Source organism: Streptomyces sp. NPDC005878 (assembly GCF_040629815.1).
In the GTDB taxonomy this organism is placed as follows: domain Bacteria; phylum Actinomycetota; class Actinomycetes; order Streptomycetales; family Streptomycetaceae; genus Streptomyces.
Map to the genome: position 1 here is coordinate 154,597 of NZ_JBEXWK010000013.1, position 26,698 is coordinate 181,294.

Here is a 26,698-nt window from a genome sequence, read left to right on the forward strand (position 1 = left end):
GCCCAGCTCACCCCATCGCACACCGCAGGAGAGTCCGCCCCATGGCCGAGCGCAAGCCGATCGAATCCTGGCTCACCGACATGGACGGAGTCCTCATCCACGAGGGCATCCCGATCCCAGGTGCGGACGCCTTCCTGAAGGGGCTCAAGGACTCCGGCAAGCCCTTCCTGGTCCTGACCAACAACTCCATCTACACCCCCCGCGACCTCCAGGCCCGCCTCGCCCGCATGGGTCTGCACGTGCCGGTGGAGAACATCTGGACCTCGGCGCTGGCCACCGCGAAGTTCCTGGACGACCAGCGGCCCGGCGGCACGGCGTACGTGATCGGCGAGGCCGGGCTCACCACCGCGCTGCACGACATCGGTTACGTCCTGACCGACCACGAGCCGGACTACGTGGTGCTGGGCGAGACCCGTACGTACAGCTTCGAGGCGCTCACCAAGGCGATCCGGCTGATCAACGGCGGTGCGCGGTTCATCTGCACCAACCCCGACGAGACCGGTCCCTCGGCCGAGGGACCGCTGCCCGCGACCGGCGCGGTGGCCGCGCTGATCACCAAGGCGACCGGCAAGAAGCCGTACTTCGCGGGCAAGCCCAATCCGCTGATGATGCGGACCGGGCTGAACGCGATCGGGGCGCACTCGGAGACCAGCGCGATGATCGGCGACCGGATGGACACGGACGTCCTGGCGGGGCTGGAGGCGGGGATGCAGACGTTCCTCGTGCTGACCGGGCTCACCCGGCCGCAGGACGTGGAGAACTTCCCGTTCCGGCCGTCCACCACCGTGGACTCGATCGCGGACCTGGTGGAGCTGATCTAGGCGCCGGGCGGGCCCTGTTCCACCGGCGGCGCGGAGCCGTTCGGGTGCGCCCGGGATGCGAAACGCGGCGTGGCGGGTGAATCTTCGTACAGGAGGTTCACGATGCGTTTTCGACAGGTCACGCTCTGTGCGGCTGTGGTGGCCGCCACCGCCCTGATGCCCGTGTCCGCCGCGGCGGCGGATTCCGCGCCGCACGGCTCGCTGACGGTGACACCGTCCACGAGCGCCCCGGGCGCCGAGGTGGACCTGCGGGTCGGCCTGTGCAAGGACGGGCAGGCCATCGGGACCTCGGAGGCCTTCGTCTCGCAGGCGCGCTTCAGGCCGGCGGCGGACGGGGGCCTCGTCGCCCAGGCCCGTATCCGCACGGACGCGCAGGCGCGCTCCTACGACATCTGGGTGAACTGCAAGGACGGTTCGGGGCAGGCCACCGGCCGCGTCACCGTCGTCCACGGCGGCTCCGGACACCACGACGGCAACCACGACGGCCGTCACGAGGGCAACCACGACGGCAACCACGACGGCCGTCACGACGGCGACCACCACCCGGACCAGCGCCCCGACCACCACGCCACCCCGCACGCCCCCGTCCACGCGGGCGGCGGCGGCACCGCGCGGCTCGCGCAGGGCCAGGCCACCGAGCAGGGTCCCGGCACCCTGCACGCGGTGGTCGGCCTGGCTCTCGCGGCTGTGGCGGCGGTCGCCGTGGCGGGTCGCAGCACGCGCCGCCGGCGCGGCGGCGGCTGAGGCGGGCACGGCCGTGTCCCGCGAGCACACGTCCGGCTCCGGGCGGCTGCTGACCGGCGTGGCGTGGGCGGTCCTGCTGGTCGCCCTGTGGCTGTGGGGCCGCGAGGTGACCGACGGCCCGGGCGGCAGCTCGGCGCCGACCACCGGTGACGTGGCCGCCGTGGGGCGCCCGCTGGGCGTACCCCTGCCGCCCGCGCACGACCCGGTCGCCGCGGCGCCGCCGCAGCGCGTCGAGATCCCCTCCATAGGGGTGACCGCGCCCGTCGTGCCGCGTGGCCTCGACACCTCGGGCGCGGTCGATCCGCCGCCGTACGACCGGCCGGGCACGGTCGGCTGGTTCGGCGCCGGGGTCCAGCCCGGTGGGCCCGGCGCGGCGCTGCTCGTCGGCCATGTCGACACCGAGCGCAAACCCGCCGTCTTCTACGGCCTGAGCGCCACCCGCCCCGGCCAGAAGGTCGAGGTGACCAGGACCGACGGGTCGGTCGCCGAATTCACCATCGACGACGTACAGGTCTTCGGGCGGGCCCGGTTCGACGCGCACAAGGTGTACGGGCCGCGCCGGGCGGGACGCGCGGAGCTGCGGCTGATCACCTGCGGGGGCACCTACGACCGCAAGGCGCGGACGTACACGGCGAACGTCGTGGTGTCGGCCTACCTGACGGACGTACGCGCGCCGGCGCCGTCCCCCAAGTCCTGAGCCCGGGCCCGAGCATGAGCCGTCGCCAAGTCCTGAGCGGGCGGCGTCCGTTGCGTACCTGGCCCGGCCGACGGTTCGCTCCCCCCGGAGCCGCCGGCCGGGCCGGTCCTCGACCGCGGGCGCGCGGGCTGCGGGAGAAGCCCGGCACCTCCACGGGAGGTGCGGTGGGACCGGCGTCGACCTGGGGCCGGGAACGGGCCGATACGACCACTGTAGAACCGGTGTGCGCTTTCGGCCTAGGGCCGGATAACGCCAAGTCGCCTTCCGTGCGCGCTCGGTGGGATCGGGCTCGTGAGCGTACTCGGCGGTGTGCCACGATGGATCGGGGGAAGCGTCCGGAAAAGTACGTCAAGGGGGAGTGGATGGTGCTCAGTGGTGCGCGGACCGGTGCGGCCGGGGTCGCGGTGGCGGCGGTGGGCGCGGCCCTGCTGCTGACGTCCTGCTCGTCGTCCTCGTCGTCCCCGGACGGCAGCGGGAAGCCGGAGGTGGCGCAGCAGCCCAAGGCGACCGATCCGTTCTGGGTCAATCCGGACGGCAACGCCGCGAAGCAGGCCGCCGCGTACCGCAAGAGCGGGGACGACGACAAGGCCGCGCTGATCGCGAAGATCGCGGAGCAGCCGGTCGGGGAGTGGATCGGCCCGGAGAACCCCGAGTCGGAGGCGCGGGGCTTCACCGAGGCGGCGGCCAAGGCCGACCGTACGGCGCTGCTGGTCCTCTACAACATCCCGCACCGCGACTGCGGCCAGTTCTCCAAGGGCGGGGCGGCGGACGGGGACGCCTACCGGGCGTGGGTGGACAAGGTGGCGGCGGGGATCGGCGACCGGTCCGCCACGGTGGTCCTGGAGCCGGACGCGGTGCTGCACCTGGTGGACGGCTGCACGCCCGCGCGGTTCGCGGAGGAGCGGTACGACCTGCTGAAGAAGGCGGTCGAGCGGCTGAAGCGGCAGCCGGGCGTGAAGGTGTACGTGGACGCGGGCAACGCGGGGTGGCAGCGGCCGGACGCGCTGGACGAGCCGCTGCGGCGGGCGGGGGTGGCGGCGGCCGACGGCTTCGCCGTCAACGTCTCCAACTTCCAGACGACGGCGGCGAGCCGGGACTTCGGCCGCCAGCTGTCCGCGAAGCTGGCCGGCAAGCACTTCGTGATCGACACGAGCCGCAACGGGAACGGGCCGTACGGGGGCGGCGACCCCAAGCAGACCTGGTGCAACCCGCCCGGCCGGGCCCTGGGCGAGCGGCCCACGACGCGGACGGGGGACGCGCTGGTGGACGCGTATGTGTGGGCGAAGCGGCCGGGGGAGTCGGACGGGGACTGCAAGGGGGGGCCCAAGGCGGGGGAGTGGTGGCCGGAGTACGCCCTGACCCTGGCCCGCAACACGAAGTAGCCCACACCCCTTCCCCGGGAGTCCCGGGCCCCTGCACGGGGCTGCGCCCCGAACCCCTCTTTCGTCTGCGGACCGTGCCGGGTTGCTCGCGCAGTTCCCCGCGCCCCTGAGGTACTCCGCCGCACCCGGAATGCTGTCCCCGGCCACCGACTACCCAGGGGCGCGGGGAACTGCGCGCCAAGCCACGCACAACCCGCAGCCGACCACCGGGCCCTAAGGGGCGCGGGGAACTGCGCGAGCAACCGACCACCGTCCGGCAGTCGAAGTCCGGGCCTTGAAGGGGCGCGGGGAACTGCGCGAGCAACCCACCACCGTCCCGCAGACAAAGGCCAGGCAGCCCCCCTTGCGGGCAACCCACCACCGCCCCGCAGACAAAGCCCGGGCAACCCCCGCACCGCCCCCTACCGCACCTCCACCCACACCCCCCGCGACGGCACCCCGTCCCCGTTCGTGACGAAGAGCATGTACCAGCCCGCCGGCACCAGGTTCCGGTTCTTCGGGATCGTGACGCGTACCCCGTTCCCCGTCTTCGCCACGTCCAGCGCGACCGACCGCTGGTCGATGTCCGTGACGTGGGTCGTCGCGCTCGGGCGGATCAGGCGGGCCGTCTTCACCGTGGCCGCGTCCTTCGTGGGGAAGACCCCGCTCCCGCCCAGCGCCAGGGACGTGGGGCCGGGCCCGAGTGCGGGCCGGGCGGAATCGCCGCCCTTGTACAGGTACGGCGGCGTGTAGATCTCGATCCGCTGCTCGAACACCCCCGGCTTCGTGTCGTCCTTGTCCGCGAAGAGCGAGTCCCCGCCGAAGGTGACGACGCGGCCGTCCGGCAGCAGGAGCGAGCCGGAGTGGTAGTTGCGGCCGACCTCGGGGTCCGCGACCCGCCGCATCGTGCCCGTCTTCGCGTCGTAGATCCGCGCCTGGTGGAGGTTGGAGCCGCCCCGGCCCCGGTAGTCCCGGGAGCCGCCGCTGATGAGCATCGTGTCGTCGGGCAGCACCGACGCCTCGGGGTAGCGGGTGCCGTCGGAGAGGGAGGGGCCGTCCTTGAAGGACGGGTGGGGGTCCTTGAGGTCCACGACGCGGGTCTTCTTCGACGCCTTGGCCGACTCCCCGACCCCGCCCCCGCCGATCACCATGTACTTCTCGTCCTGCGCCGGCGGCAGCAGCACCGTCCCAGACGTCTCCATCTCCAGCGGGTCGCTCAGCCCGGGGATCTTGGTGAACTTGTTGCTCCTGAAGTCCCAGATGCCGGGGTCGCGGCCGACGTCGTCCGGCCCGTACCCCGCGTTGGAGCCCGAGTAGAACAGCTTGCCGCTCTGGAGCAGGAAGACCGCCGGGTAGGTCGGGAACTGCCGGATCCCCTTGGTGTACGTCCACTTCTTCGTCTTCGGGTCGTACACCTCGTTCTTGCCCGGCACCAGCTGCCCGATGTCGTCCAGGCCCGACAGGGCCAGCACCTTGCCGTCGGGGAGCGTCGTCAGGGTGGGGTACCAGCGCGCCTCGTTCATCGGGTCGACGGTGATGTACCGCTCGGCCACCGGGTCGAACTCGTACGCGTCCCTGATCCCCTGGAAGTCCTTCTTGTCCAGGGCGAGCTTCTGCGCGATGCCGTAGACGTTGCGGGTGTCGGAGCCCTTGAGGCCCTGGACGCGGTAGTTGTCCTCGGTGCCGGTCTCGTGCTCGGTGCCGGACTCCTCGGCCTCCACGTAGATCCGCCCGAGCCCGGCCTCGGTGCGCAGGAACTTCCCGGTCTTCTTGTCGAAGACCTTCTTGGCGCGCTGGACGAGGACGGGATCCTTGGAGACGAAGGTCTTGCCGTTGGACTTGCCGGTGAACCGGCTGCCGGCCGGCAGCGTGATCGGCTTGTCCGGGTCCTCGTTGTGGACGATCATCAGGCCGCCGGCCTTGGTGACGTCGCCCTGGAGCTTCTCGTACCGCTTGGTGCCGCCCGCGATCAGCAGGCGGCCGTCGGCCAGCTGGGTGTGGCCGGTGCAGAACAGGTCGTTGGGCGTGGGGATCTTCTTGAAGGTGTTCTTGTCGGGGTCCCACAGCACCGTGTCGAACTTCTTCGCGTCGAAGTTCTTGGCGTTGTTGCCGGAACCCGCGACGAGCAGGACCTTTCCGGTGTGCAGCAGCGCCGCGTGGATCGTGTTGAGGCGGAACTCCTTGGGTATCTCGACCAGGTCCCAGTGGCCGTTCTCCGCCTTGTACCCCGCCTGGTTGATCTTGTACTCGTGGTACTGGTCCGAGGAGAACCGGTAGAGCCAGGGCCCGTTGGCGCCCGCGAGCGCGAGGACCACCGTCGTACCGATGGCCCAGCGGCGGGCGCGGCGGGTCGGACGGAATCTCATGGCTTACGTCCCCCAAGGGCGATCTGCTCGGTCTGGTCGGCGGGCGGCGGTGTCGCGTGCGCGCCCGGCGCGCCGGGCGCGGCGGCTGTCCCCGGGGCCCACTGCGGGCGTTCCTGCGGGTGCGGGGCGGCCGGCGGGCCGGAGCGGCGGCGCCGGCCGCGCTTCTTCTTCTCCGCCCGTACGGTCCAGCGCCAGCCGATGATCGGCGCGGCCGTGATCAGCATGGCCAGGGTGGCCCAGGTGATCATCGCGGGGTGGCTGTGCCCGTTGAAGAACGAGGATATGAGCGAGCCGCCGAACAGGGCGATGAAGAAGAGGTGGATGCGGAAGGTGCCGAAGAGGGTGTCCGGGCTGGACGAGTCGCCCTTGGGGGTCACCACGAAGGAGCTCTTGCGGCGCAGCACGGCGTCCATCAGCGAGCGGGCGTAGATGGGCGCGGAGAGCGCGGACATCACCATGCCGGCGATCCCGCCGGAGCCCTCCGGCTCGTGCGGCGAGACGTTGTGGCGGCGGTTCCAGATGTAGAGGCCGATCTGGAGCGCCGAGGCGTTGCCGTACAGCATCATCCAGATGACCGGGTCGATCTGCACGCCCGAGGCGCCGAGCCCGAGGAACAGGGCGCAACTGAGGGCCACCAGGATCCAGTTCAGGGCCGACATCGGGTAGAAGATGATCATCATGGTGTAGTTGAAGAGCTTGCCGGCCGGCAGGGTGCCGAAGCCCTTCCAGTACTGCTTGAGGATCGTCTCGTACGTCCCTCTGGACCAGCGCAGCTGCTGGGTGAAGAAGTCGGTCCAGGCGCTGGGGCCCTCGCCGACGGCCAGCACGTCGGGGGTGTAGACCGAGCGCCACTTCCTTCCGGTGGCCGGGTTGGTGGCGCGGTGCATCTCGAAGCCGGTCGCCATGTCCTCGGTGATCGAGTCGTACAGCCCGCCGATCTGCTTCAGCGCGCTGATGCGCACGGCGTTGCTGGTGCCGACGAACATGGGCGCGCCGTACTTGTTGCCGGCCCGCTGGATCAGCGCGTGGAAGAGGAACTGCTGGGACTCGGCGGCCTTGGTGACGAAGGTGTCGTAGTTGCCGTAGACCTGCGGGCCGATGACGAAGCCGACGTCGGGGTCGCGGAAGTAGCCGAGCATCCGCTCCAGGTAGTTGGGCAGCGGCACGTGGTCGGTGTCGACGGAGGCGAAGAAGTCGTAGTCGCCGCCGTGCGCCTCCAGCCAGGCGTTGTAGTTGCCGTGCTTGGTCCTGGCGCGGTGCGGGCCCTTGGGCTGGTTCCAGCGGGCGACGCCCTTGCGGGAGAAGTGGTGCACGCCCAGGCGCGCGCAGACTTCCTTGACCGCCGGGTCGTCGCCCTCGTCGAGGAGCCAGACGTGCATCAGGCCGCGGTGGCGGATGCGGACCGCCGCCTCCAGGGTCCTGGTCACCATCTCCAGCGGCTCCTTGCCGGGCACGAAGGAGGTGAGGAAGGCGACCTTGGTGCCGGTCTCGGGCACCACGGGGACCGGGTCGCGCGCGACCAGCGTGGCGTGCGCGTTGGAGAGCACGTTCATCGTCCGGAACAGCTCGATCAGGCCGATCGAGACCAGCATGACGATGTCCAGCACCAGCAGGGACCGCGAGGCGTGGTCGCGCTCGGTCCAGTGCCGGGGCTGCATCAGCCAGGCGAACAGGCCTAGCGAGACCAGCGGGGCGGCGCCGAGGAGCAGGGCCGCGCGTATCCGGTGCGGCTCCTGCGAGAGCAGCGAGCGGTAGCGCACGCGGTACGGCTTGGACGGGTCGGGCTCGGTGAGCGGGCCGGCCAGTCTGCTGTAGTGCTCGTAGTCGTAGCGGGGCAGCGACTTCTTCAGGCGCTGCCCGGCCCCGGGCCGCAGATGCGGCGGAAGCCGGAGCTGAGTGGTCTGGGACGGGTCGTCGTGGTGCCGGGCGCCGGTCGGCGTCGACGTCATGAGTCATCCCCCCGCACGCAAGGGTCAGGTTGCGTGTGTCGTTGTTCCGTCGTCCGCGTCGGTCCCCCTCGACCCCGCGGACGTGGTGATGGTCGGTCAAGGGGCGGGTCGCATCCCTTGATCCAAGATAGAGGAGGAGGCCCTTCCGGTTGCATGATGCCTTCAACGGCACCGCTTCCTGAACGGGGCCCCCACCCCGCAGCCGGTGCAACCGGGACATTCCCCTCCGAAACCCTCGCGCGCCCTCCAAGTCGTGGAGGCGCGCACCCCCTTGGGAGCCGATGGCCCCCAGCCAGGTTTCTACGGTCGGCGGCTTGATCGCAAGGGTGAAACGAGGTGTTTACCGGTCAAACACGGGCTTTACGGGGCGCTTGTGCAGGGCGTGCGGATTTCGGGTGGAGCGCCCGTGGGAGCGTCATGCGCCGCGTGGCGCGGGAGGCGCGGGCGCACTCCGGAACGACCACAGCCCCCTCACCGATGGTGAGGGGGCTGTGGCTGTCTGTGCGCCGCCAGGGACTCGAACCCCGGACCCGCTGATTAAGAGTCAGCTGCTCTAACCAACTGAGCTAGCGGCGCCTGCTGACACCGAGAACTCTACCGGACTCGGAAGGGTGGTTCTGACCGGCGCCACGCGGTGAGATGTTCGTTTCATCCGTTTTGATCCGTCATAGTGCGGTTCAGGCGAACGGTGGGAAAGCTGTCGCCCGTGCAGAAGCGCAGAGAAGATCGCCAACGACCACGAGATCGCCGAGAGCGGCAGGTGACGCCCATGACGGTGCCGGTGTTCGAGGAGTACGAGCCGGCGGGCGCGTGCGGCTGCCCCGGGTGCGCGGACCGGCGGCGGTCGGCCGCGCTGCCGCTGCGCGCGGGAGGCCACCCGGCCGCCCGCGGCGCCCGCCGCGCGCTGGTCCTCGCGACCGCGGCGGGGGTGGTCCTCGGCGCCCAGACCGCGGCCGCCGCCCCCGTGGGACCGCCGGTCCCGGGCGCCGGTCACGACCGGGCCGTCTCGGACGGCGACGCCGCCGACCCCGACACCGGACCCGCGACCGAGCAGGGGGTGGCGGGCGCGCTGCACGGGAGCGCCGCGGCGCGGCCCGAGGCGGCGGCGCCGCACCGGCTCCAGCCGATCACCCGGGCCGACATCATCAACCGCGCCAAGAAGTGGGTGGCGGCGCAGGTCCCGTACAGCATGGAGAAGTACTGGACGGACGGGTACCGGCAGGACTGCTCCGGGTTCGTCTCGATGGCCTGGAACCTCGGCACCAACGAGTGGACCGGCAGCCTGGGCAAGTTCTCGGTGCGCATTACCAAGGAGGAGCTCCAGCCCGGCGACATCCTGCTCTTCCACAACCCGCAGAACCCCACCAAGGGTTCGCACGTGGTGATCTTCGGCGGCTGGACGGACTACACGCACACCTCCTACGTCGCGTACGAGCAGACGCCCCCGCTCGCCCGCAGACAGCCCACCCCGTACGCGTACTCGACCAACTCCTCCCGTTACGTGCCCTACCGGTACAAGGGGGTCAGCACCGGCAACAGCGGGGCCATCGTCGCCGAGCAGCCCGTTCCCGCGTCGCTCGCGACGGACTACCCCGGGGCGGCGGCGTTCGGGCCGGGCGCCGACAACGCCCATGTCACCCGCCTCGGCGAGATGCTGGTCGCGCGCGGCGGCAAGCGCTTCTACACCCGGGGCCCCGGTCCCGTCTGGGGCCCGGCCGACCGCCTGGCGACCCAGGCGTTCCAGCGCGCCCAGGGCTGGACCGGCAGCGGCGCCGACGGGCTGCCCGGCCCCCGGACCTGGAGCCTGCTGGTGCGGGGCGAGGGCAAGGACATCCCGCCCGCGACCGGCACCACCGGCGCCCAGACGGCGGCCACCGCGACCCCCCAGCCCGAGCCGCCGGCCACCACGACCCCCCAGCCCGAGCCGCCGGCGCAGACGCCCGCCGCCCAGACGTCCCCCGCCCCGCCGCCAGCCGCGGGCGCGCCCGCCGCGCCGACCGGCGCGGTCCAGGCGGGCTGGACGCGGGTGCCCGCCTTCCCCGGCCGGGCGCACTTCCGGCCGGGCCGGACCAGCCCGTACGTGACCGAGCTCGGGCGGCAGCTGCTGCGCAAGGGGTTCGGGCGGTACTACACCTCGGGCCCCGGCCCGCGCTGGAGCGAGGCCGACCGGCGCAACGTCGAGGCCTTCCAGCGCGCCCAGGGCTGGCGCGGCGGCGCGGCCGACGGCTACCCCGGCCCCGAGACCTGGCGGCGGCTGTTCGCATGACGGAGGCATCGATGCGCGAGACGACGGACACCCCCACCCCCGGGGAGGGTGCCCCCGGGCCCGGCCCCGGCGCCCGCCGAGTCGCGGTGATCCGGGGCGGGTCCACGGCCGAGATCCCGGTGCACCTGCTGTTCCGGGACGACACCGTGCCCACCCCCGTGGTGCCGCAGCCGGGACCGAAACCGGGACCGAAACCGGGGCCGAAGTCGGTGGCGCCCGCGGCCCGGCGCGCGGCGCGGCCCCTGCCGCCGCCCTCGCGGCCCGCCCCGCCCGGCGATCCGGACCTCGTCGAAGGGGCCGGGCCCGTGGTGCCGGGGGCGGTGGCGGTCGTCGCGGGGCTGGCCGCGCTGGCGGGTTGCGCGGCGCTGGTCTGGTCGGCCGGGCTGCTCCCGGCGGCCCTGACCCGGGCGCTGCGGCTTCCCCCGTCCGCGCACGGAGGCGGCCACGCCGCCATGGACCCGGCGCACTGGGCGCTCCTGGTGCTGGGCGCGGCGTTCGCGGCCGTCTGCTTCGGCGGGCTCGGACGCGGCCGGGTCGGGTCCGCCTGGGTGCTCTCGCTCTGCGGCGACTACCGGGGGAGCGTGCGGCGCACGGGGCTGGTGTGGATGAACCCGATGCTGCTGCGCCGGCGGGTCGACGTACGGCTGCGGCACTGGCGCAGCGAACCGATGCCCGCGGTCGACGCGGACGGCACCGCGCTCCTGGCCGTGGTGCTCGTGGTGTGGCGGGTCAAGGACACCGCGCGGGCGGCGCTGGCCGTCGAGGACCACGTGGTCTACCTGCGCGACCAGGTGGAGGCGGCGACGGCCCGGGTGCTCTCCCGGCTCCCGGCCGACGCCTTCCACGAGGACGCCCCGACCCTGCGCGACGCGGAGGCCGTCGGGGACGCGCTGACCCGGCTGCTGAAGGCGGAGGCGGAGCCGGTGGGGATCGAGGTGTACGCGGCCCAGCCGGTCCGGATCGAGTACGCGCCGGAGGTGGCGGCGGCGATGCGGCGCCGGCGGGTGGCGGCGCTCGACGCCCGGCACCGGGACGCCGTGCTGAGTTCGGTGGTGGACGCGGTCGACGACACGGTCGCCCGGCTCACCTCGCGCGGTCTCGTCGAGCTGGACGACTACGAGCGCCGGGTGCTGGTCAAGGACCTGACGGTGGCGTTCTGCACGGGCGGGGGCGCCGCGCTGGACGGCTGAGCGCGGGGGAGCGGCGGGGCCGAAGCCGCGGTGCGACTGGTCTGGACATGCTCAACTGGCGGGAATAGCCTGTGAGTTGGTCCAGACCAGATTGCACGCGTGCCACGGCCCCAGAACTCCCCCACGTTCTCCAGGAGCGTCAGCATGCGCAAGAAGAAGCTGGGCGCGGCCGTGGTCGCGCTCGCGGCCGCGGGTGTCTCCCTGTTCGCCACCTCCAGCGCCGGCAGCCACGGCTACACCGACCAGCCGCTCAGCCGCCAGAAGCTCTGCGCCAACCGCACGGTGACCAACTGCGGCGACATCCAGTGGGAGCCCCAGTCGGTCGAGGGCCCCAAGGGCTTCCCGGCCGGAGGCCCCGCCGACGGCACGCTCTGCGCGGGCGGCAACAGCCGGTTCGCCGAGCTGGACGACCCGCGCGGCGGCACGGGCTGGCCCACGACAAGGCTGACGGGCGGTCAGTCGTACACGTTCCGCTGGCAGTTCACCGCCCGGCACGCCACCACCGACTTCCGGTACTACCTCACCAGGCAGGGCTGGAACCCGGCCCAGAAGCTGACCCGGGCGGCCCTCGATCCCCAGCCGTTCCTGACCGTCCCCTTCTACGGGAAGCAGCCGCCGCCCACGCTCTCCCACGAGGGGACCGTCCCCACGGGCAGGACCGGTCACCACATGATCCTCGCGGTGTGGACGATCGCGGACACGGGCAACGCGTTCTACGCGTGCTCGGACGTGCAGTTCTAGCGAGCCCGGGGTTCGTCCGCGGGTGGTGGTGGGTGGCTCGCGCCATTCCCCGCGCCCCTCGGGGATCGGCCGCTCCCGGAGGGATCGGATCAGCCGCGTCCCACCGGCCCCGGACGAAACAGCGACGACCGCCGGGCGGGCTCGAAGGGAGCCCGCCCGGCGGTCATTCGCGTCCGCGGCCTACGCCACCAGTTCGTTCTCCGGCGCCACCGGCGCCCCGGCGCTGGTGTTCCGCAGCAGGGCCGCCGTCACCCCGGCCGCCACCAGCAGCAGTACCGTCCCGCCGACCGCCGCGTACTGCATCCCGTGGACGAAGGCCTCGCGGGCCGTCGCCACCAGGGTGTGGTCGGTGCTCGCGACCGCCGCGCCCAGGGTCTCGCGGGCCGTCGCCGGGGCCGAGCCGGGCATGTCCGAGCGGTAGACCGCGGTGCCGATCGAGCCCAGGACGGCCATGCCCATCGCCCCGCCGAACTCCTGCCCGGTCTCCAGGAGCGAGGCCGCCGAGCTGGCCTTCTCGGCGGGGGCCGAGGCCAGCGCCATGTCGGAGACGAGCGCCATCACCGCGACGATGCCGCTGGCGAGGACCGCGGCGCCGGTCAGCAGCAGCCACAGGGAGTCGGTGCCAGTGAGGGCGAGGATGCCGTAGCCCGCCGCGCCGATCACGAATCCGGCCGTCATGACCGGGGCCTTGCCCGCCCTGGCGGCGATCGCCGTGGCCGTCGGGGCGGCGACGCCCACCGCGAGCGAGGGGGCCATGGACCACAGGGCCGCCTCCATGGTGCCCATGCCGAGCACCGACTGGAGGTACTGGGTGGTGAAGTACGCCGAGCCCATCATCGCGAAGGCGGCGACGGCGTTGAGGGAGATCCCGGCCCCGAAGACCCGGTCGCGGAAGAGTTCACGGCTGATCATCGCGTCCTGCCGGGTGCGCTGGCGGCGGACGAAGACCCAGCCGATCAGCAGGCCCACGGCCACCGACAGCAGCCGCGCGGTGCTGAAGCCCTCGGCGGCGAACTCCTTCAGCCCGTAGACAACCGGCAGCACCGCACCCATCGACAGCGGCACGCTCAGCAGGTCGAACCTCCCCGGCGCCGGGTCCTTGGACTCGGGGACCAGGACCGGGACGAGGACCAGCAGGAGCAGCATCGCGGGCACGTTGATCAGGAACACCGAGCCCCACCAGAAGTGCTCCAGCATCACGCCGCTCATCACCGAGCCGAGCGCGATCCCGCCCGCCATGGCGCCGGACCAGATGCCGATCGCCTGGCCGCGCTGGCGGTCGTCGCGGAACAGGGTGCGGACCAGCCCCATGGTGGACGGCATCAGGGTGGCGCCGCCGACACCGAGCAGGGCGCGGGCGGCGATCAGCATCTCGGCGCTGGTCGCGTACGCCGCCGCCACCGAGGCGACGCCGAAGGCCGCCGCGCCGATCAGCAGCAGCTTGCGGCGGCCGATCCGGTCACCGAGCGAGCCCATCGTGATCAGCAGCCCGGCGAGCGCGAAGGCGTAGATGTCGAAGATCCACAGCTGCTGCGTGGCGCTCGGATCCAGCTCGCGGGTGAGGGAGGGGATCGCGAAGTAGAGGACGGAGACGTCCATCGAGACCAGCAGGAGCGGCAGCAGCAGGACGACGAAGGCGGTCCATTCCTTGCGGCCCGCGCGGAGGTTGGTGCTCGGTGTGTGGGTCATGACAGGAACTGTACGGCCGTTTAATACGTCTGTCTAGAACGAATGTATAGGACATGTGTACGGCTCCTCCGGAAGGTCCGGAGGGGCCGTACACATGCCGTCGCGAGGGGCGGTGGTTCGTCGGCGGGCCGGTGGGGCTTGCTCGTTCGCGCGGTTCCCCGCGCCCCTACAGGTCTGGCCCGGTACGCGCGGTCATCGCGGTACCGGGCCAGATGTTCTGCCGTGGGGGGGGCTGGGGGAACCGCGCGACCAGCCCCCGCCGGCCCGCGGATGAACTCCGGGCCGCTAGGCCTTCGGCTGCCAGGGCGGGGTCTGGTTCCAGCCCCACCTCGGCACCTTCGCGCCCGTGCCCTCCACCGGCGGCGGGTTCGGGCCGGAGTAGACGAGCGCCATCCGGGTGCCCCACTCGATGTAGTACGCGAACACCGCCCGGAACTCCGGGTCGTCCGGCAGGCGCACCTCGTCCGCCGTGTCCATCAGCAGTGAGACCCAGCGCCGCCGCTGCTCCTCGGTGATGCCGCGGCCCAGATGGCGCCCGGCCATCCGGTCGTGGCCGCCGTGGGCCGCGGTGTAGTCGGCGGGACCGCCGAAGACCTCGGCGAGCCAGAGAGCCACGTGGTGGGCGTGCTCGGGCGGGGCCGCCGCGAACACCGGCGCCAGGACCGGGTCCTTGTGCACGTGCCCGTAGAAGACCTCGGTCAGGTGGTCCAGTGCCTCCTGGCCGCCCATCCACTCGTAGACGCTGGGGATCCCCGGAGCGTCGCTCATACGTGTTCCTCCTCGGCCGGCCCCGGCGCGCGGTCGGGGCCCTGGGCGCGGACTTCGCGTACCCGCTCCAGGGAGTCGCGCAGCTCCCCGAGCCAGTCGTCGGTGTGACTCTGTACGAGCCGTACACACCAGGCAAGGGCCTCGCTGCGACTGCGGACCACCCCGCCCGCCACCAGCGTGTCCAGGACCTGGCGCTCGCTCTGCCGGAGCCGGGTCATGACCGGGGCCGCGACCTGGGTGAACATCGCCCGGTGCCCGCCGCACTCGGCGCCCCAGGACACCTTGCGCCCGTACCGGTGCTCGGCCTCACGGGCGACGGCGATCCGCTCCTCGCGGGTGCGCTCGCGGAACTCCTGGATGCGGCCGTCGAGGGCGGCGGCGCGCTCGGCGGGGGAGACGTCGTCCGCGAGCGCCGGCTCGGGGACGCGTCCGACGACGGTGATCTCCTCACGGTCGACGGTCACCTCGACGAGGCGCTCGTAGAGCCCCTCGGGGATGCGGCCGGTGAACCAGCCGCGAAGCTGCTCGTACTGTTCGGCTGTAATCATGTAATCAGCATTACGCGGGCAGGCGGATGTGCCAAGGGTGTTCGCCGTGGGCCGGAAACATGTAGACACAACGCAAGAAGCCCTCCGCTTTCGCGAAGGGCTTCTGCTGTCGGTGCGCCGCCAGGGACTCGAACCCCGGACCCGCTGATTAAGAGTCAGCTGCTCTAACCAACTGAGCTAGCGGCGCCTGCTGACAGAGAAAATACTACCTGGTCCGCCGGGGTGCTCCGGACACCCGGCGGATCACGGAAACGACACGCCACGGAGCGGGCGTGTCGGTACCGGTCGGCGCGGTATCGGTCGGTGCTAGATCGCCAGTGACAGCACCACGGGAGCCGCCCGGCGGTTCAGGGTGTCCGCCGCCGAGCGCAGGCGGTGGGCGTGCTCGATCGGGAGCGAGAGGGCCAGGCAGCCGACCGCCGCGCCCGCCGTGAGCGGGACGGCCGCGCAGACCGTGCCCACCGCGTACTCCTGGAGGTCGAGGACCGGGACCGTGGCGGGCTGGCTGTCCAGCTTGCTGAAGAGCACGCGCTCGTTGGTGATGGTCCGCGAGGTGAGCCGGGCGATCTTGTGGCGCGAGAGGTGGTCGCGCCGGCCGTTCTGGTCGAGCTGGGTGAGCAGGCACTTGCCGACCGCGCTGGCGTGCGCCGCCGAGCGGAAGTCCACCCACTCGTTGACTTTCGGGGCGCGCGGGCCGTCGGCGTACTGCGTGATCTTCACTTCGCCGTCGATGTACCGGCTGATGTAGACCGCCGCGCCGACCGAGTCGCGCAGTTCGGTCAGTGTGCTCTGGAGTTTGGCCTCCAGGGCCTGCTGGCGCACCACGCCGGAGCCCAGCAGGACGGTGGAGTCGCCGATGACGTACGCCCCGTCGGTCACCTGTTCCACATAGCCCTCGCAGCGCAGCATGAGCAGCAGCGAGGCGAGGTGGGCGGTCGGCAGACCGGTCTCTCGTGCGATCTGGACGTCCGTCACTCCGCTCGCGTGCTTGGAGATCGTCTCCAGGACGCGGAAGGCGTACTGCACCGAGTGGAACGGCGCGGTCGGCTCGGGCTTCAGCGCCACGGTTTCCCCCTAGCAGGTCGAGGCTGCGAAGGTGGACAGCTTCACCGTTCCACGATAACCGCCAAGACCCCATTCCGGTGGGGGTGTTGACGAGATTGATGATGCGCCCCGGCCCGCACGCTGGGGCGCATCCGTATGGCATATGCCAGAGGAAAGGTCTCTGGCCGGAAGGTGAGGTCAGAGCACCGAGCCGAGGAACTCGCGCGTGCGTTCGTGTTCGGCCGCGGTGAAGATTTTCTCCGGCGGACCGGACTCGATGACCTTCCCGGAATCGAACATCATGACCTCGTCCGAGATGTCGCGCGCGAAGTTCATCTCGTGGGTGACACAGAGCATGGTGATGTCCGTCGTCGTCGCGATGTCCCGCAGGACGTCGAGGACCCCCGCCACCAGCTCCGGGTCGAGGGCGGAGGTCACCTCGTCGAGAAGCAGCACCTGGGGGCGCATGGCCAGGGCCCGGGCGATCGCCACCCGCTGCTGCTGGCCGCCGGAGAGCTGGGAGGGCCTGGCGTCCGTGCGGTCGGCGAGTCCCACCAGGTCGAGCAGTTCCTTCGCCCGTGCCTCGGCCTCGTCGGGCGAGAGCCCGAGCACCCGCACCGGCGCCTCGGTGAGGTTCCGCAGGACGGTCATGTTGGGGAAGAGGTTGAACTGCTGGAAGACCATCCCGATCTTCTTGCGGGCCTCCCGGCGTTCTCTCTCGGCGGCCGGAAACAGCCGGTCCCCATTGACCTGGATCGTCCCGGAGTCGGGGGTTTCCAGGGTCATCAGCAGCCGCAGGATGGTGGTCTTGCCGGAGCCGGACGGACCGATCAGCGTGACGTGCCGCCCCGGCCGCACCGAGAAGCAGAGGTCGTCCAGGACCGTGGTGGACCCGAAGCGCTTGGTGACGTTGTCGAAGGTGATCAGGGGCGACCCGGGCGAGGCGGAGGGGGAGGAGTCGGGGGCGGACGCGGGGGAGAGGTCAGCGGGCAAGGCGGCGCTCCAGGGCTCGTACGAGAAGGGAAGCCGGGTAGGCGATGAGGACGAAGGCGACGCCGACGACGGTCAGCGGTTCGGTGTACTGGAAGGTCGACGCACCCTCCAGACGGGACTGCTGGAGGAGTTCCAGGACGCTGATCCCGGCGAGCAGCGGGGTGTCCTTCAGCATCGAGATGACGTAGTTGCCGAGCGCCGGGACGATGCGGCGGACCGCCTGCGGCAGGATCACCGCCAGCCAGGTCCGGTGCGTCGGCAGGCTGAGCGCGGTGGCCGCCTCCCACTGGCCCCGGGGCACGGCGTCGATGCCGGCCCGGTAGACCTGCGCGGTGTACGTCGAGTAGTGCAGCCCGATGGCGAGGACGCCGGTGGTCAGGGCGGAGAACTGCACGCCCCACTCGGGCAGCACGAAGAACAGGAAGAACAGCTGCACCAGCAGCGGGGTGGTGCGGATGAACTCGGTGACGGCCGTCACCGGCCACCGCACCGCCCGGGACGAGGCGCGCAGGCCGAACGCCCACACCAGCCCCAGCGAGAACGAGATGAGCGAGCCGAGCGCGAGGACTTCCAGGGTGACCAGCACCCCGTCCCAGAAACGCGGCATGAAGTCGCCGACGGCGGACCAGTCCCAGGAGGACTGCGCCGCCTGGGCCGAGACCGAGTGCGTCACTTGACCGTCACCCCCAGATTGGCCTTGGTGCGGCGCTCCAGCGCCTTCATGCCCCGGGTGATCCCGAAGGCGAGGACGAAGTAGATGACGAGGGTGACGCCGTAGATCCGGGCGCTGTCCTGGGTGGCGAGGCGGACCAGGTACGCGGCGAACGACACGTCGCCGACGCCGAGCAGCGAGACCAGCGCGGTGCCCTTGAGCAGCTCGACCAGCAGGTTGCAGAACGGCGGGATCATCTCCGGCACCGCCTGCGGCAGCAGCACCAGCCGCATCCGCTGCCAGGGCGTGAGGCTCAGGGCTATGCCCGCCTCGCGCTGCGCGGCCGGGACGGAGTTCAGCGCGCCCCGGACGATCTCCGCGCCGTACGCCCCGTAGGACAGGCCGAGCGCCAGGACGGCCGCCCACATCGGCACCAGCTGCCAGCCGACCAGCGGCGGCAGCACGAAGAACAGCCAGAACATCAGGACCAGGGCGGAGGTGCCCCGGAAGATCTCGGTGTAGAAGCCGGCCAGGAACCTGACGAACACCGAGCGGTGCGTACGCGCCATGCCGACCCCGAAGGCGACGGCGGCGGCCAGCGCCGCGCTGTACACCGTCAGCTGGACGGTGATCCAGATTCCCGGCAGCACCCAGTGCTGCCACAGTCCCGCCGTCATCGGCACAGCTCCTTGGCGGTGAGGGTGGTCATCTCCGCGCGGGTGAAGCCGAACGGCCGCAGGATGCGGAAGAGTTCGCCGCTGGCGCGCATCTTGCGCAGCTCGGTGTTGAAGGCGTCGCGCAGCGTGGTGTCGGTGGGCCGGAAGGCGAAGCCGCCGCCGTCGACCTTCTTCCTGCCGTCGACGACGGCGGCGAAGGGCGCGGTGGCCTCGGCGCGACTGCTCTTGCGCACCACGGCGCGGGTGGTCAGCGCGGTCCCGGCGAAGACGTCGACGCGGCCGGACTCCACCGCGTTCAGCCCGGCGACCTGGTCCTGGAGGATGACGATGTCCTTCTCGGGGATTCCGGCGGCGACCGCGTACTGGATCTCCGCGTAGCCGGTGCCGGTGGCGAAGCGGGCGCGGGTGCGCACCACGTCCTCGTACGTGTGCAGCCCTTTGGGATTGCCCTTGCGCACGATGAACGCGTCGAGCATCTGGTACTCGGGGTCGGCGAAGAGGACCTGCGCGCAGCGCTCCTTGTTGATGTACATCCCGGCCGAGACGACGTCGAACTGCTGGGAGTTCAGGCCCGGGATGAGCGAGGAGAAGTCGGTGGCCACCGGCTGGACCCGGTCGATGCCGAGCCGCTTGAAGATCACTTTGGCCAGTTCCGGCGCCTCACCGGTGAACCGGCCGTCCTCGTCGACATAGCCGTACGGGACCTCTCCGGCGATCCCCAGCCGTACCGTGCCCTGCGATCTGAGGCGCCCGAGCGCGTCGCCTTCGGGCACCCGGGAGCAGCCGGCGGCGGCCAGGGCCACGCCGACACCCCCGGCGAGAAACGTTCGTCGTCCAGTTGCTCGAACCATGGCGGCGCCGCTACCCGGGATCGACGCCCCCATGCGTCCCGGCCGGCTCCCTCAGCTCTCCAGCGCTCGCGCCGCCCGCAGCACCAGATCGTCGCGGTGACGTGCGGCGACCAGCTGGAGGCCGATCGGCAGCCCCGCCGCGTCCGTGCCGACCGGGACGGTGAGCGCCGGCTGGCAGGTCAGGTTGAAGGGGTACGTGAACGGGGTCCAGCCCGTCCACCGGCGCAGCCCCGACCCCTCGGGGACCTCCGCGCCCGCCTCGAAGGCGGTGATCGGCAGGGTCGGGGTGACCAGCAGGTCGTAGGCGCGGTGGAAACGCGCCATCCGGTGGCCGAGCTCGGCGCGGACGTCGAGCGCGGCCAGGTAGTCGAGCGCCGAGTACCGCGCGCCCCGCTCGGCGATGTCCCGCAGCCCCGGCTCCAGGGCCGCCCGCCGCTCGGAGGGGACGCGGGCGGCGACGCGCGCGGCGCCCGTGAACCACAGGGTGTGGAAGGCGGCGACCGGGTCCGCGAAGTCCGGGTCGGCCTCCTCGACGTAGGCGCCGAGCCCGGCGAGCCGGGTCACCCCGGCCCGTACCGCCGCCGCGACCTCGGGGCGCACGGCCACCTGGCCGCCGAGGGACGGCGAGTACGCCACGCGCACGCCCTTCACCCCCTCGTCGAGGCTCGGGGAGACGGGCCGGGCGGCCTCGCCCGCCGACCAGTCGCGCCAGTCGGCCCCGCTGATCACGTCGAGCAGCAGCGCCGTGTCGGCCGCGTCGCGCGCCAGCGGTCCGATGTGGGCGAGCGAGCCGAAGGGGCTCGGCGGGAACAGCGGCACCCGCCCGTACGTCGGCTTCAGCCCGACCACCCCGCAGAACGAGGCCGGGACGCGCACCGAGCCGCCGCCGTCGGTGCCGAGCGAGAGCGGCGCCGCCCCGGCCGCGACCGCCGCCGCGCTGCCGCCGCTGGAGCCGCCCGCCGTACGGGAGGGGTCGTGCGGGTTGCGGGTGATCCCCGAGAGCGCCGAGTCGGTGACCGCCTTCCACCCGAACTCGGGCATCGTGGTCTTGCCCACGAACACCGCCCCGTGCTCGCGCAGCCGCGCCACGGGGGGCGCGTCCACGTCCCAGGGCCCCGGGCCCGCCGGGAGCGTCGAGCCGCGCAGGGTCGGGCCGCCGGCCACCGGCAGCGCGTCCTTCACGGACACCGGCACCCCGTCGAGCAGCCCCAGCGGCTCCCCGGCGCGCCAGCGGGCGGTGGACTCCCCGGCCCGGACCAGCGCCGCCTCGGCGTCGACCCGGACGAAGGCGTTGATCCGGGGCTCTACGGCGGAGATCCGCTCCAGTACGTCGCGGACCGCGTCGAGGGGGGAGAAGTCGCCCCTGCCGTATCCGGCCAGGAGTTGACGGGCAGTCAGATCGGCGAGGGAGGTGCGGCCTGTCGTCGGCTCGGTCATGCCCGGGTTCGTACCCGGGTTTGCTGATCCACAGTGGCCGGGCGGGTGCCCGGTGGCCGGGGAATAAAACGGAGACCGCCTCCTGTTGGCGTCGGTGTATCCGTACGGCACGAACTGGAGGAGCGCACCGGTGGACGTGGACGACATTCGAGGGACGGCGTTCGGCGGCGCGCCCGTGCCCCTGTCCGTGCTGGACCTGGTGACGGTCGGCAGCGGCTACACCGCGAGCACGGCCCTGCGCACCAGTGTGGAGATCGCCCGGCTCGCCGAGCGGCGCGGCTACACCCGCCACTGGGTCGCCGAGCACCACTCCATGCCCGGCGTCGCCTCCTCGTCCCCGGCCGTCATCCTCGCCCACCTCGCCGCCCACACCGAGCGCATCCGGCTCGGCTCGGGCGGGGTGATGCTGCCCAACCATGCGCCGCTGGTGATCGCGGAGCAGTTCGGCACGTTGGAGGCGCTGGCACCCGGGCGCATCGACCTGGGCCTGGGGCGCGCGCCCGGCACGGACGGCGCGACGGCGGCGGCCCTGCGCCGCACCGACCGGCTGAACGAAGGGGCAATGGGGTCTCCCCTGCTCGAGCGAAGCCGAGAGCTTGGGGAAGAGTTCCCGCAGCAGCTGGCCGAGCTGACCCGTTTTCTTGACGACGACTTCCCCGACGGGCATCCCTACGCCCGTATCCACGCCGTGCCCGGCCCCGTGCAGGGCCCCACCGGCCGCCCGCCGATCTGGCTGCTCGGCTCCTCCGGCTTCAGCGCCCGGCTCGCGGGGACGCTGGGCCTGCCGTTCGCGTTCGCCCACCACTTCTCGGCCGCGAACACGGTGCCCGCGCTCGATCTGTACCGCGAGTCGTTCCGGCCCTCGGCGGTGCTGGCCGCGCCGTACGCGCTGATCGGCGTCTCCGCGCTGGCCGCCGACACCGAGGAGGAGGCCCGCCGCCAGACCCTCACCAACGCCCTGTCGATGGTGCGGCTGCGCACCGGCCGCCCGGGTCTGGTGCCGACGCCCGAGGAGGCGGCGGCGCACTCCTTCAGCGCGCTGGAGCGGGAGTTCGTCGACGGCTGGCTCGCCAACGTGGTCTCCGGGACGGCCGAGGAAGTGCGCGCCGGCCTCGACGCGCTCCAGAAGCGGACGGGCGCGGACGAGCTGATGCTGACGGCGAACGCGCACGGGCCCGAGGCGCGGCTGCGCTCGTACGAACTGATCGCGGACGTGTACGGGGCGCCGACGGCGGAGTCCGCGCAATCCGTGCGGTCCGCGTAGTCCGGGTGGTCCGCGTGGTCCGGGTGGTCCGCGTGGTCCGGGTGCTCCGGGCGGTCCGTCGGCGCCCTCGCGGCGGCCGTCGGGAGCCGCGCGCGACGATCTCTCGTCGGTAAATCCTGGATTCCGCACGGCCGGTGGTCCAACGCGTCCCCCGCCTTCCGCAAGATCCATAAGACACCCTTAAACCGCTCGTCACCGATGGTGGCGGGCGGTTCGTGCGTGGGGTCCACCTCCCTGACAAGCCGTTTCGTTCCCAAATTGGTCTAGTCCTCAATTTGGTTCAGACCATTGACTCACCCCCGGCGTGATCGCTATCACTGCTCCAACCGCCGTTCCGCTCAGCTCCCCCGGAGGCCGACCGTGCCCGTCCGCAGACCTCTCACCGCAGCCCTGACGACCGCGACGCTCGCCGCCGGCGCGCTGGCCGCCTTCGCGGGCCTCGGCCCGGCCGGCGCCGCCTCCGCCGCCCAGACCCGGACGGTCGCCGCCTCCACGGGCGGCGTGAAGATCGCGTACTACGACCAGTGGAGCGTGTACGGGAACGCCTTCTACCCCAAGCACCTCGACACCCGGGGCATCGCGGGCAAACTGGACGTCATCAACTACTCGTTCGCCAACATCCACCCCACCGACCTCACCTGTTTCGAGGCCAACAAGGCGGCGGGCGACGACAGCAACGCGAGCGCCGGTGACGGCGCGGGCGACTCCTACGCCGACTACCAGAAGTCGTTCGGCGCGGCCGACAGCGTCAGCGGGACCGCCGACACCTGGAACCAGCCCATCGTCGGCGTCTTCAACCAGTTCAAGCAGCTCAAGGCGAAGTACCCCAAGCTGAAGATCAACATATCGATCGGCGGCTGGAGTTACTCCAAGTACTTCTCGGACGCGGCGAAGACCGACGCGAGCCGCAAGAAGCTGGTGGCGTCCTGTATCAAGCAGTACATCCAGGGCGACCTGCCGGTCGACGGAGGTTTCGGCGGCCCCGGGACCGCCGCCGGGATCTTCGACGGCATCGACATCGACTGGGAGTACCCCGGCTCGCCCGACGGCCACCTCGGCAACCACTACGCCCCCGAGGACAAGCAGAACTTCACGCTGCTGCTCGCCGAGTTCCGCAAGCAGCTCGACGCGTACGGGGCCGCGCACGGCGGCAAGAAGTACCTGCTGACGGCGGCGATGCCGGCCGGCCAGGACAAGATCAAGAACATCGAGACCGACAAGGTCGGGCAGTACCTCGACTACGCCAACGTCATGACGTACGACATGCACGGCGCCTGGGACGGCGACGGGCCGACGTACCACCAGTCGCCGCTGTACTCCGGCGCCAACGACCCGACCGACGTGATCAAGCCGGGCACCCAGAAGTACTCGATCGCCAACGCGGTGGACTCCTGGCTGGACGGGAACGCGGCGTACGGCATCGCGGGCGGCTTCCCGGCGAACAAGCTCACCCTCGGGTACGAGTTCTACTACCGCGGCTGGAAGGGCGTCCCGGCGGGCAGTGCGGGCGGCCTCGCCCAGGCCGCGACCGGCCCCTCGGGCGCACGGCCGCTGAGCCAGCAGCCGGGCATCGCCCACTACAAGGAGCTCGGCGGGATCGTCGACAACGCGGCGACGACGTACTGGGACGACCAGGCGAAGGCGTCCTACTTCTACAAGGACGGCGAGTTCTTCACCGGCCTGAACCAGAAGTCGGTCCAGGCGCGCGCCGACTACGCGCACAGCCGGGGGCTGGCGGGGGCGATGATGTACTCCCTCCTCGGCCTGGACGACCGGACGACGCTCCTGAACCAGATCGTCACGGCGGTCGGCTCGTCCCCGTCCTCGACGCCGGACCCGACGACGCCGCCCACCACCCCGCCGACGACCCCGCCCACCACGCCTCCCACGACTCCGCCCACCACTCCGCCGACGACGGGCTGCACGGCCGCGGCCTGGGACAAGGGCGGTACGTACACGGGCGGGACGCAGGTCTCCCACAAGGGCCACACCTGGAAGGCCAAGTGGTGGACGCAGGGGGAGGAGCCCGGGACGACCGGGGAGTGGGGGGTCTGGCAGGACCTGGGCGCATGCTGATGTGAGCCGAGAGCCCCCTTCGGGGGGAAGCCGTCCCATCCCGTGCCGGGGATGGGACGGCTTTCTCTTGCCCCACCCCACCCCTCCGGGGGCTACGCCCCCCGCCCCCCGTACGGGGCCTGCGGCCCCTGTACCCCGCTCCTCGATTTTGTCCGCGGCTGAGTGGGGGCTGGTCGCGCAGTTCCCCGCGCCCCTGAAGAACGGGGCTCCGCCCCGCCCAGCAGACGAACACGCGCCCCTGAAGGGGCGCGGGGAACGGCGCGAGCAACCCCCACCGCACGGTCAGACGAACACCGGCCCTTTTAGGGGCGCGGGGAACTGCGCGAGCAACCGACCACGACCGGCAGACGACCGACGTTTTCGGGGGCGCGGGGAGCGGCGCGAGCAACCCCGACCGCACGGTCAGACGAACACCGGCCCTTTTAGGGGCGCGGGGAACTGCGCGACCGGCCACCCACCGGCCCGCAGACGAACCCCGGGCACAAAAGGGGCGCGGGGAACTGCGCGAGCAACCCCGACCGCACGGTCAGACGAACACCGGCCCCTTCAGGGGCGCGGGGAACTGCGCGAAGTCGTCGCCCCGCAACCCCCCGACAGCATCGTCCCGATCAACCCCGGCCCCACCGCCCGCGAATACAACCACCCCTGCCCCGTATCGCACCCGATCCGCCGCAACCGCCCCGCCTGGTGCGACGTCTCCACGCACTCCGCCGTCACCTTCAGACCCAGCCGGTGCGCCAGTTGGACCAGTGCCTCGACGATCGTCTCGTCGGCGGGGTTGGGGTGCGTGCCGCCCTCGTCGTACTGGAAGCCCCGGACGAAGGAGCCGTCCAGCTTCAGGACGGAGACCGGCAGCCGGGAGAGGTACGCCAGGTTCGAGTAGCCCGTGCCGAAGTCGTCGATGGCGATCCGTACACCCATGTCGGACAGCGCCTGGAGGGCTTGCAGCGGACGGCCCGCCGAGCCCATCACGGCGGACTCGGTGAGCTCCAGTTGCAGCAGGTGCGGCGCCAGACCCGTCTCCGCCAGGATCTCCGCCACGTCCGCGACCAGGTCGGAGTCCCAGACCTGGCGCACGGCCACGTTCACGCTCACGAAGATCGGCGGCACCCCGGGGTGCTCGATCTGCCAGCGGCGCGCCTGCCGGCAGGCCGTCCGCAGGACCCAGCGGCCGAGCTGGACGATCGAGCCGTCCTCTTCGGCAATTCCGATGAACCGATTCGGCGCAAGTGTGCCGAACTGCGGATGGTTCCATCGGACAAGCGCCTCGACGCCCTCCACGGCCCCGTCCGCCATCCCCACCAGCGGCTGGTACTCCAGCGCGAACTCCCCCCGGTCCACGGCCGGACGCAGCGTGGAGGAGAGCGCCTGACGGGTCATCCGGTGCGCGTTGCGCTCGGGGTCGAAGAGGGTCCAGCGGGCCTTGCCGTCGGCCTTGGCCCAGTACAGGGTCGTGTCCGCGTCCTGCATCAGACCCGTCGCCGTCGTCCCCGCGACCGCCCGCTCCACCACGCCGATGGACGCCGAGACCGACAGTCGCTGTCCGGCCAGGTCGAACGGCTGCTGGAGCACGGCCAGTACGGACTTCGCCAGCTCGGCCAGCTGCTCGGTCCCGGTGGAGTCCTCGACCAGGACCGCGAACTCGTCGCCGCCCAGGCGCGCCACCAGGTGGCCGCCGCTGCGGGCGTAGCCGCTCTGGTCGGCGCAGTGGGTGAGGCGGGCCGCGACCGCCGACAGGAGCCGGTCGCCGATGCGGTGGCCGAGGGTGTCGTTGACGGCCTTGAAGCCGTCGAGGTCGAGGTAGCAGATCCCGATCCGGCCGGTGCCGCCGCGTCCGTACGTGGACGCCTCCATCGCCCCCGCGAGCCGCTCGAAGAAGAGCGTGCGGTTGGGCAGCCGGGTCACCGGGTCGTGCATCTGGAGGTGGCGCAGCCGCGCCTGGAGCTCGCGCCGGTCGCTGATGTCGGTGATCGAGAGCAGCGCGCCGCTGCCGTCGCGTACCGGCGAGACGGTGACCTCGGCCCACAGCGAGTGCCCGTCGGGGTGCTTGAGGCGGCGGGTGCAGCGGAACCGGGAGCGGCTGCCCTGGAGGACGTCCTGGTAGATGTGCCAGGTGCGGGCGTCGGCGGCGAGGTCGACGAGGTCGGCGGCGGGCAGGCCGCACAGTTCGGCGGGCGGGGAGCCGAGGAGTTCGGCCAGCGCGTGGTTGACGGCGGTCACCGTGCCGTGCCGGTCGACGACGGCCATCGCCAGGTGGGCCGCGTCGAAGGCCGCGCGGTAGTCACGCGGCTCGGCGGTGGTGCGCCCGACCGCGTGACGTTCGGGCGGCCGTCCCATGGGCCCCAGAGGCCCCTCTGGATGACGCTCTGTGACCGGCGGCCGCATGGTCCCGGGTGCTGCTCCCGGTCCTTCGGGGGTTCCGCTCACCGCTCGCTCCCGCTGTGCATTCGAGTCGTACAGAGATGTGGTCGGGGCCGTCGGCCGGGTGGAGGACAGCCGCCCGGGGCTGAATCCACGCAGGAAAGTGTGCCGATCATAGAGGCAGGCGCAATGGCCGATCCAGC

At 72.0% G+C, this 26,698-nt stretch carries 21 protein-coding genes and 2 tRNA genes; 9 read left to right on the forward strand and 14 right to left on the reverse strand.

Annotation, left to right across the window (positions count from 1 at the left end):
* Positions 1-41 precede the first annotated feature (41 nt).
* From ABZ404_RS20710 to ABZ404_RS20725, 4 genes are all read left to right on the forward strand, one after another.
* Positions 42-821, forward strand: a complete 780-nt coding sequence (locus tag ABZ404_RS20710; protein ID WP_358837217.1) for an HAD-IIA family hydrolase — start codon at positions 42-44, stop codon at positions 819-821.
* 102 nt (positions 822-923) lie between these two features.
* Positions 924-1,565 (forward strand): hypothetical protein, encoded by a 642-nt coding sequence (locus ABZ404_RS20715; RefSeq protein ID WP_358837216.1) that lies wholly within the window; start codon positions 924-926, stop codon positions 1,563-1,565.
* 13 nt (positions 1,566-1,578) lie between these two features.
* Positions 1,579-2,262: a class F sortase gene (locus tag ABZ404_RS20720; protein WP_358990652.1), complete on the forward strand. Its 684-nt coding sequence runs from the start codon at positions 1,579-1,581 to the stop codon at positions 2,260-2,262.
* Positions 2,263-2,624: 362 nt separating this feature from the next.
* Positions 2,625-3,644 carry a glycoside hydrolase family 6 protein gene (locus tag ABZ404_RS20725; RefSeq protein WP_358837474.1) on the forward strand — a complete coding sequence of 340 codons (1,020 nt, stop codon included), beginning with the start codon at positions 2,625-2,627 and terminating at the stop codon, positions 3,642-3,644.
* Positions 3,645-4,045: 401 nt separating this feature from the next.
* Here ABZ404_RS20725 and ABZ404_RS20730 read toward each other — a convergent pair whose 3' ends face one another.
* From ABZ404_RS20730 to ABZ404_RS20740, 3 genes are all read right to left on the reverse strand, one after another.
* A complete protein-coding gene (locus ABZ404_RS20730) occupies positions 4,046-5,989 on the reverse strand; it encodes a kelch motif-containing protein (RefSeq protein WP_358837475.1) in 1,944 nt (647 codons plus the stop codon).
* Positions 5,986-7,938, reverse strand: coding sequence for a glycosyltransferase family 2 protein (locus tag ABZ404_RS20735; protein WP_358990655.1), 1,953 nt, complete (start codon positions 7,936-7,938; stop codon positions 5,986-5,988). Before ABZ404_RS20735 ends, ABZ404_RS20730 begins: the two co-directional genes overlap by 4 nt.
* A gap of 502 nt (positions 7,939-8,440) precedes the next feature.
* A tRNA-Lys gene (locus tag ABZ404_RS20740) sits at positions 8,441-8,514 on the reverse strand.
* Between the two features lie 193 nt (positions 8,515-8,707).
* Between ABZ404_RS20740 and ABZ404_RS20745 the strand changes: the two genes are divergently transcribed.
* The 3 genes from ABZ404_RS20745 (at position 8,708) to ABZ404_RS20755 (ending at position 12,135) form a co-directional block, all read left to right on the forward strand.
* Positions 8,708-10,204 carry a peptidoglycan-binding protein gene (locus ABZ404_RS20745; RefSeq protein ID WP_358834105.1) on the forward strand — a complete coding sequence of 499 codons (1,497 nt, stop codon included), beginning with the start codon at positions 8,708-8,710 and terminating at the stop codon, positions 10,202-10,204.
* Positions 10,205-10,215: 11 nt separating this feature from the next.
* Entirely contained in the window at positions 10,216-11,394 is a 1,179-nt protein-coding gene (locus ABZ404_RS20750) for an SPFH domain-containing protein (protein ID WP_358834104.1), read from the forward strand.
* A gap of 144 nt (positions 11,395-11,538) precedes the next feature.
* Positions 11,539-12,135: a lytic polysaccharide monooxygenase gene (locus tag ABZ404_RS20755; protein ID WP_358834103.1), complete on the forward strand. Its 597-nt coding sequence runs from the start codon at positions 11,539-11,541 to the stop codon at positions 12,133-12,135.
* Between the two features lie 180 nt (positions 12,136-12,315).
* Here the strand turns inward: ABZ404_RS20755 and ABZ404_RS20760 are convergent, their stop codons facing one another.
* The 10 genes from ABZ404_RS20760 to ABZ404_RS20805 all read right to left on the reverse strand — a co-directional run bounded on the left by ABZ404_RS20760 (position 12,316) and on the right by ABZ404_RS20805 (position 20,794).
* Positions 12,316-13,824 (reverse strand): MFS transporter, encoded by a 1,509-nt coding sequence (locus ABZ404_RS20760; protein ID WP_358834102.1) that lies wholly within the window; start codon positions 13,822-13,824, stop codon positions 12,316-12,318.
* A 285-nt stretch (positions 13,825-14,109) separates the two neighbouring features.
* Positions 14,110-14,592 carry a group II truncated hemoglobin gene (locus tag ABZ404_RS20765; RefSeq protein ID WP_358834101.1) on the reverse strand — a complete coding sequence of 161 codons (483 nt, stop codon included), beginning with the start codon at positions 14,590-14,592 and terminating at the stop codon, positions 14,110-14,112.
* A complete protein-coding gene (locus tag ABZ404_RS20770) occupies positions 14,589-15,140 on the reverse strand; it encodes a hypothetical protein (protein WP_358834100.1) in 552 nt (183 codons plus the stop codon). The genes ABZ404_RS20765 and ABZ404_RS20770 overlap by 4 nt, the downstream gene beginning before the upstream one ends.
* Positions 15,141-15,253: 113 nt before the next feature.
* Positions 15,254-15,327 (reverse strand) — tRNA-Lys (locus ABZ404_RS20775).
* A 119-nt stretch (positions 15,328-15,446) separates the two neighbouring features.
* Complete coding sequence (locus ABZ404_RS20780; RefSeq protein WP_358834099.1) at positions 15,447-16,205, reverse strand: IclR family transcriptional regulator C-terminal domain-containing protein; 759 nt, start codon at positions 16,203-16,205, stop codon at positions 15,447-15,449.
* 177 nt (positions 16,206-16,382) lie between these two features.
* Positions 16,383-17,111, reverse strand: a complete 729-nt coding sequence (locus ABZ404_RS20785) for an amino acid ABC transporter ATP-binding protein (RefSeq protein WP_358834109.1) — start codon at positions 17,109-17,111, stop codon at positions 16,383-16,385.
* A gap of 55 nt (positions 17,112-17,166) precedes the next feature.
* Positions 17,167-17,784, reverse strand: coding sequence for an ectoine/hydroxyectoine ABC transporter permease subunit EhuD (gene ehuD, locus ABZ404_RS20790; RefSeq protein ID WP_358834108.1), 618 nt, complete (start codon positions 17,782-17,784; stop codon positions 17,167-17,169).
* A 62-nt stretch (positions 17,785-17,846) separates the two neighbouring features.
* Positions 17,847-18,506 (reverse strand): ectoine/hydroxyectoine ABC transporter permease subunit EhuC, encoded by a 660-nt coding sequence (gene ehuC / locus ABZ404_RS20795; RefSeq protein ID WP_358834098.1) that lies wholly within the window; start codon positions 18,504-18,506, stop codon positions 17,847-17,849.
* Positions 18,503-19,357: an ectoine/hydroxyectoine ABC transporter substrate-binding protein EhuB gene (gene ehuB / locus ABZ404_RS20800; RefSeq protein WP_358834097.1), complete on the reverse strand. Its 855-nt coding sequence runs from the start codon at positions 19,355-19,357 to the stop codon at positions 18,503-18,505. The genes ehuC and ehuB overlap by 4 nt, the downstream gene beginning before the upstream one ends.
* Before the next feature lie 51 nt (positions 19,358-19,408).
* Positions 19,409-20,794, reverse strand: a complete 1,386-nt coding sequence (locus tag ABZ404_RS20805) for an amidase (protein ID WP_358834096.1) — start codon at positions 20,792-20,794, stop codon at positions 19,409-19,411.
* Between the two features lie 94 nt (positions 20,795-20,888).
* On the opposite strand from ABZ404_RS20805, the gene ABZ404_RS20810 reads away from it, so the two are divergent.
* Both ABZ404_RS20810 and ABZ404_RS20815 read left to right on the forward strand, forming a co-directional pair.
* The gene (locus ABZ404_RS20810) at positions 20,889-22,058 is read left to right on the forward strand and encodes an LLM class flavin-dependent oxidoreductase (protein ID WP_358834107.1); all 1,170 of its coding nucleotides are present in this window, start codon (positions 20,889-20,891) and stop codon (positions 22,056-22,058) included.
* Between the two features lie 360 nt (positions 22,059-22,418).
* Complete coding sequence (locus tag ABZ404_RS20815; RefSeq protein WP_358834095.1) at positions 22,419-24,134, forward strand: glycosyl hydrolase family 18 protein; 1,716 nt, start codon at positions 22,419-22,421, stop codon at positions 24,132-24,134.
* A 546-nt stretch (positions 24,135-24,680) separates the two neighbouring features.
* On the opposite strand, the gene ABZ404_RS20820 is transcribed toward ABZ404_RS20815, so the two are convergent.
* Complete coding sequence (locus ABZ404_RS20820; RefSeq protein WP_358834094.1) at positions 24,681-26,471, reverse strand: EAL domain-containing protein; 1,791 nt, start codon at positions 26,469-26,471, stop codon at positions 24,681-24,683.
* Positions 26,472-26,698: the final 227 nt, after the last annotated feature.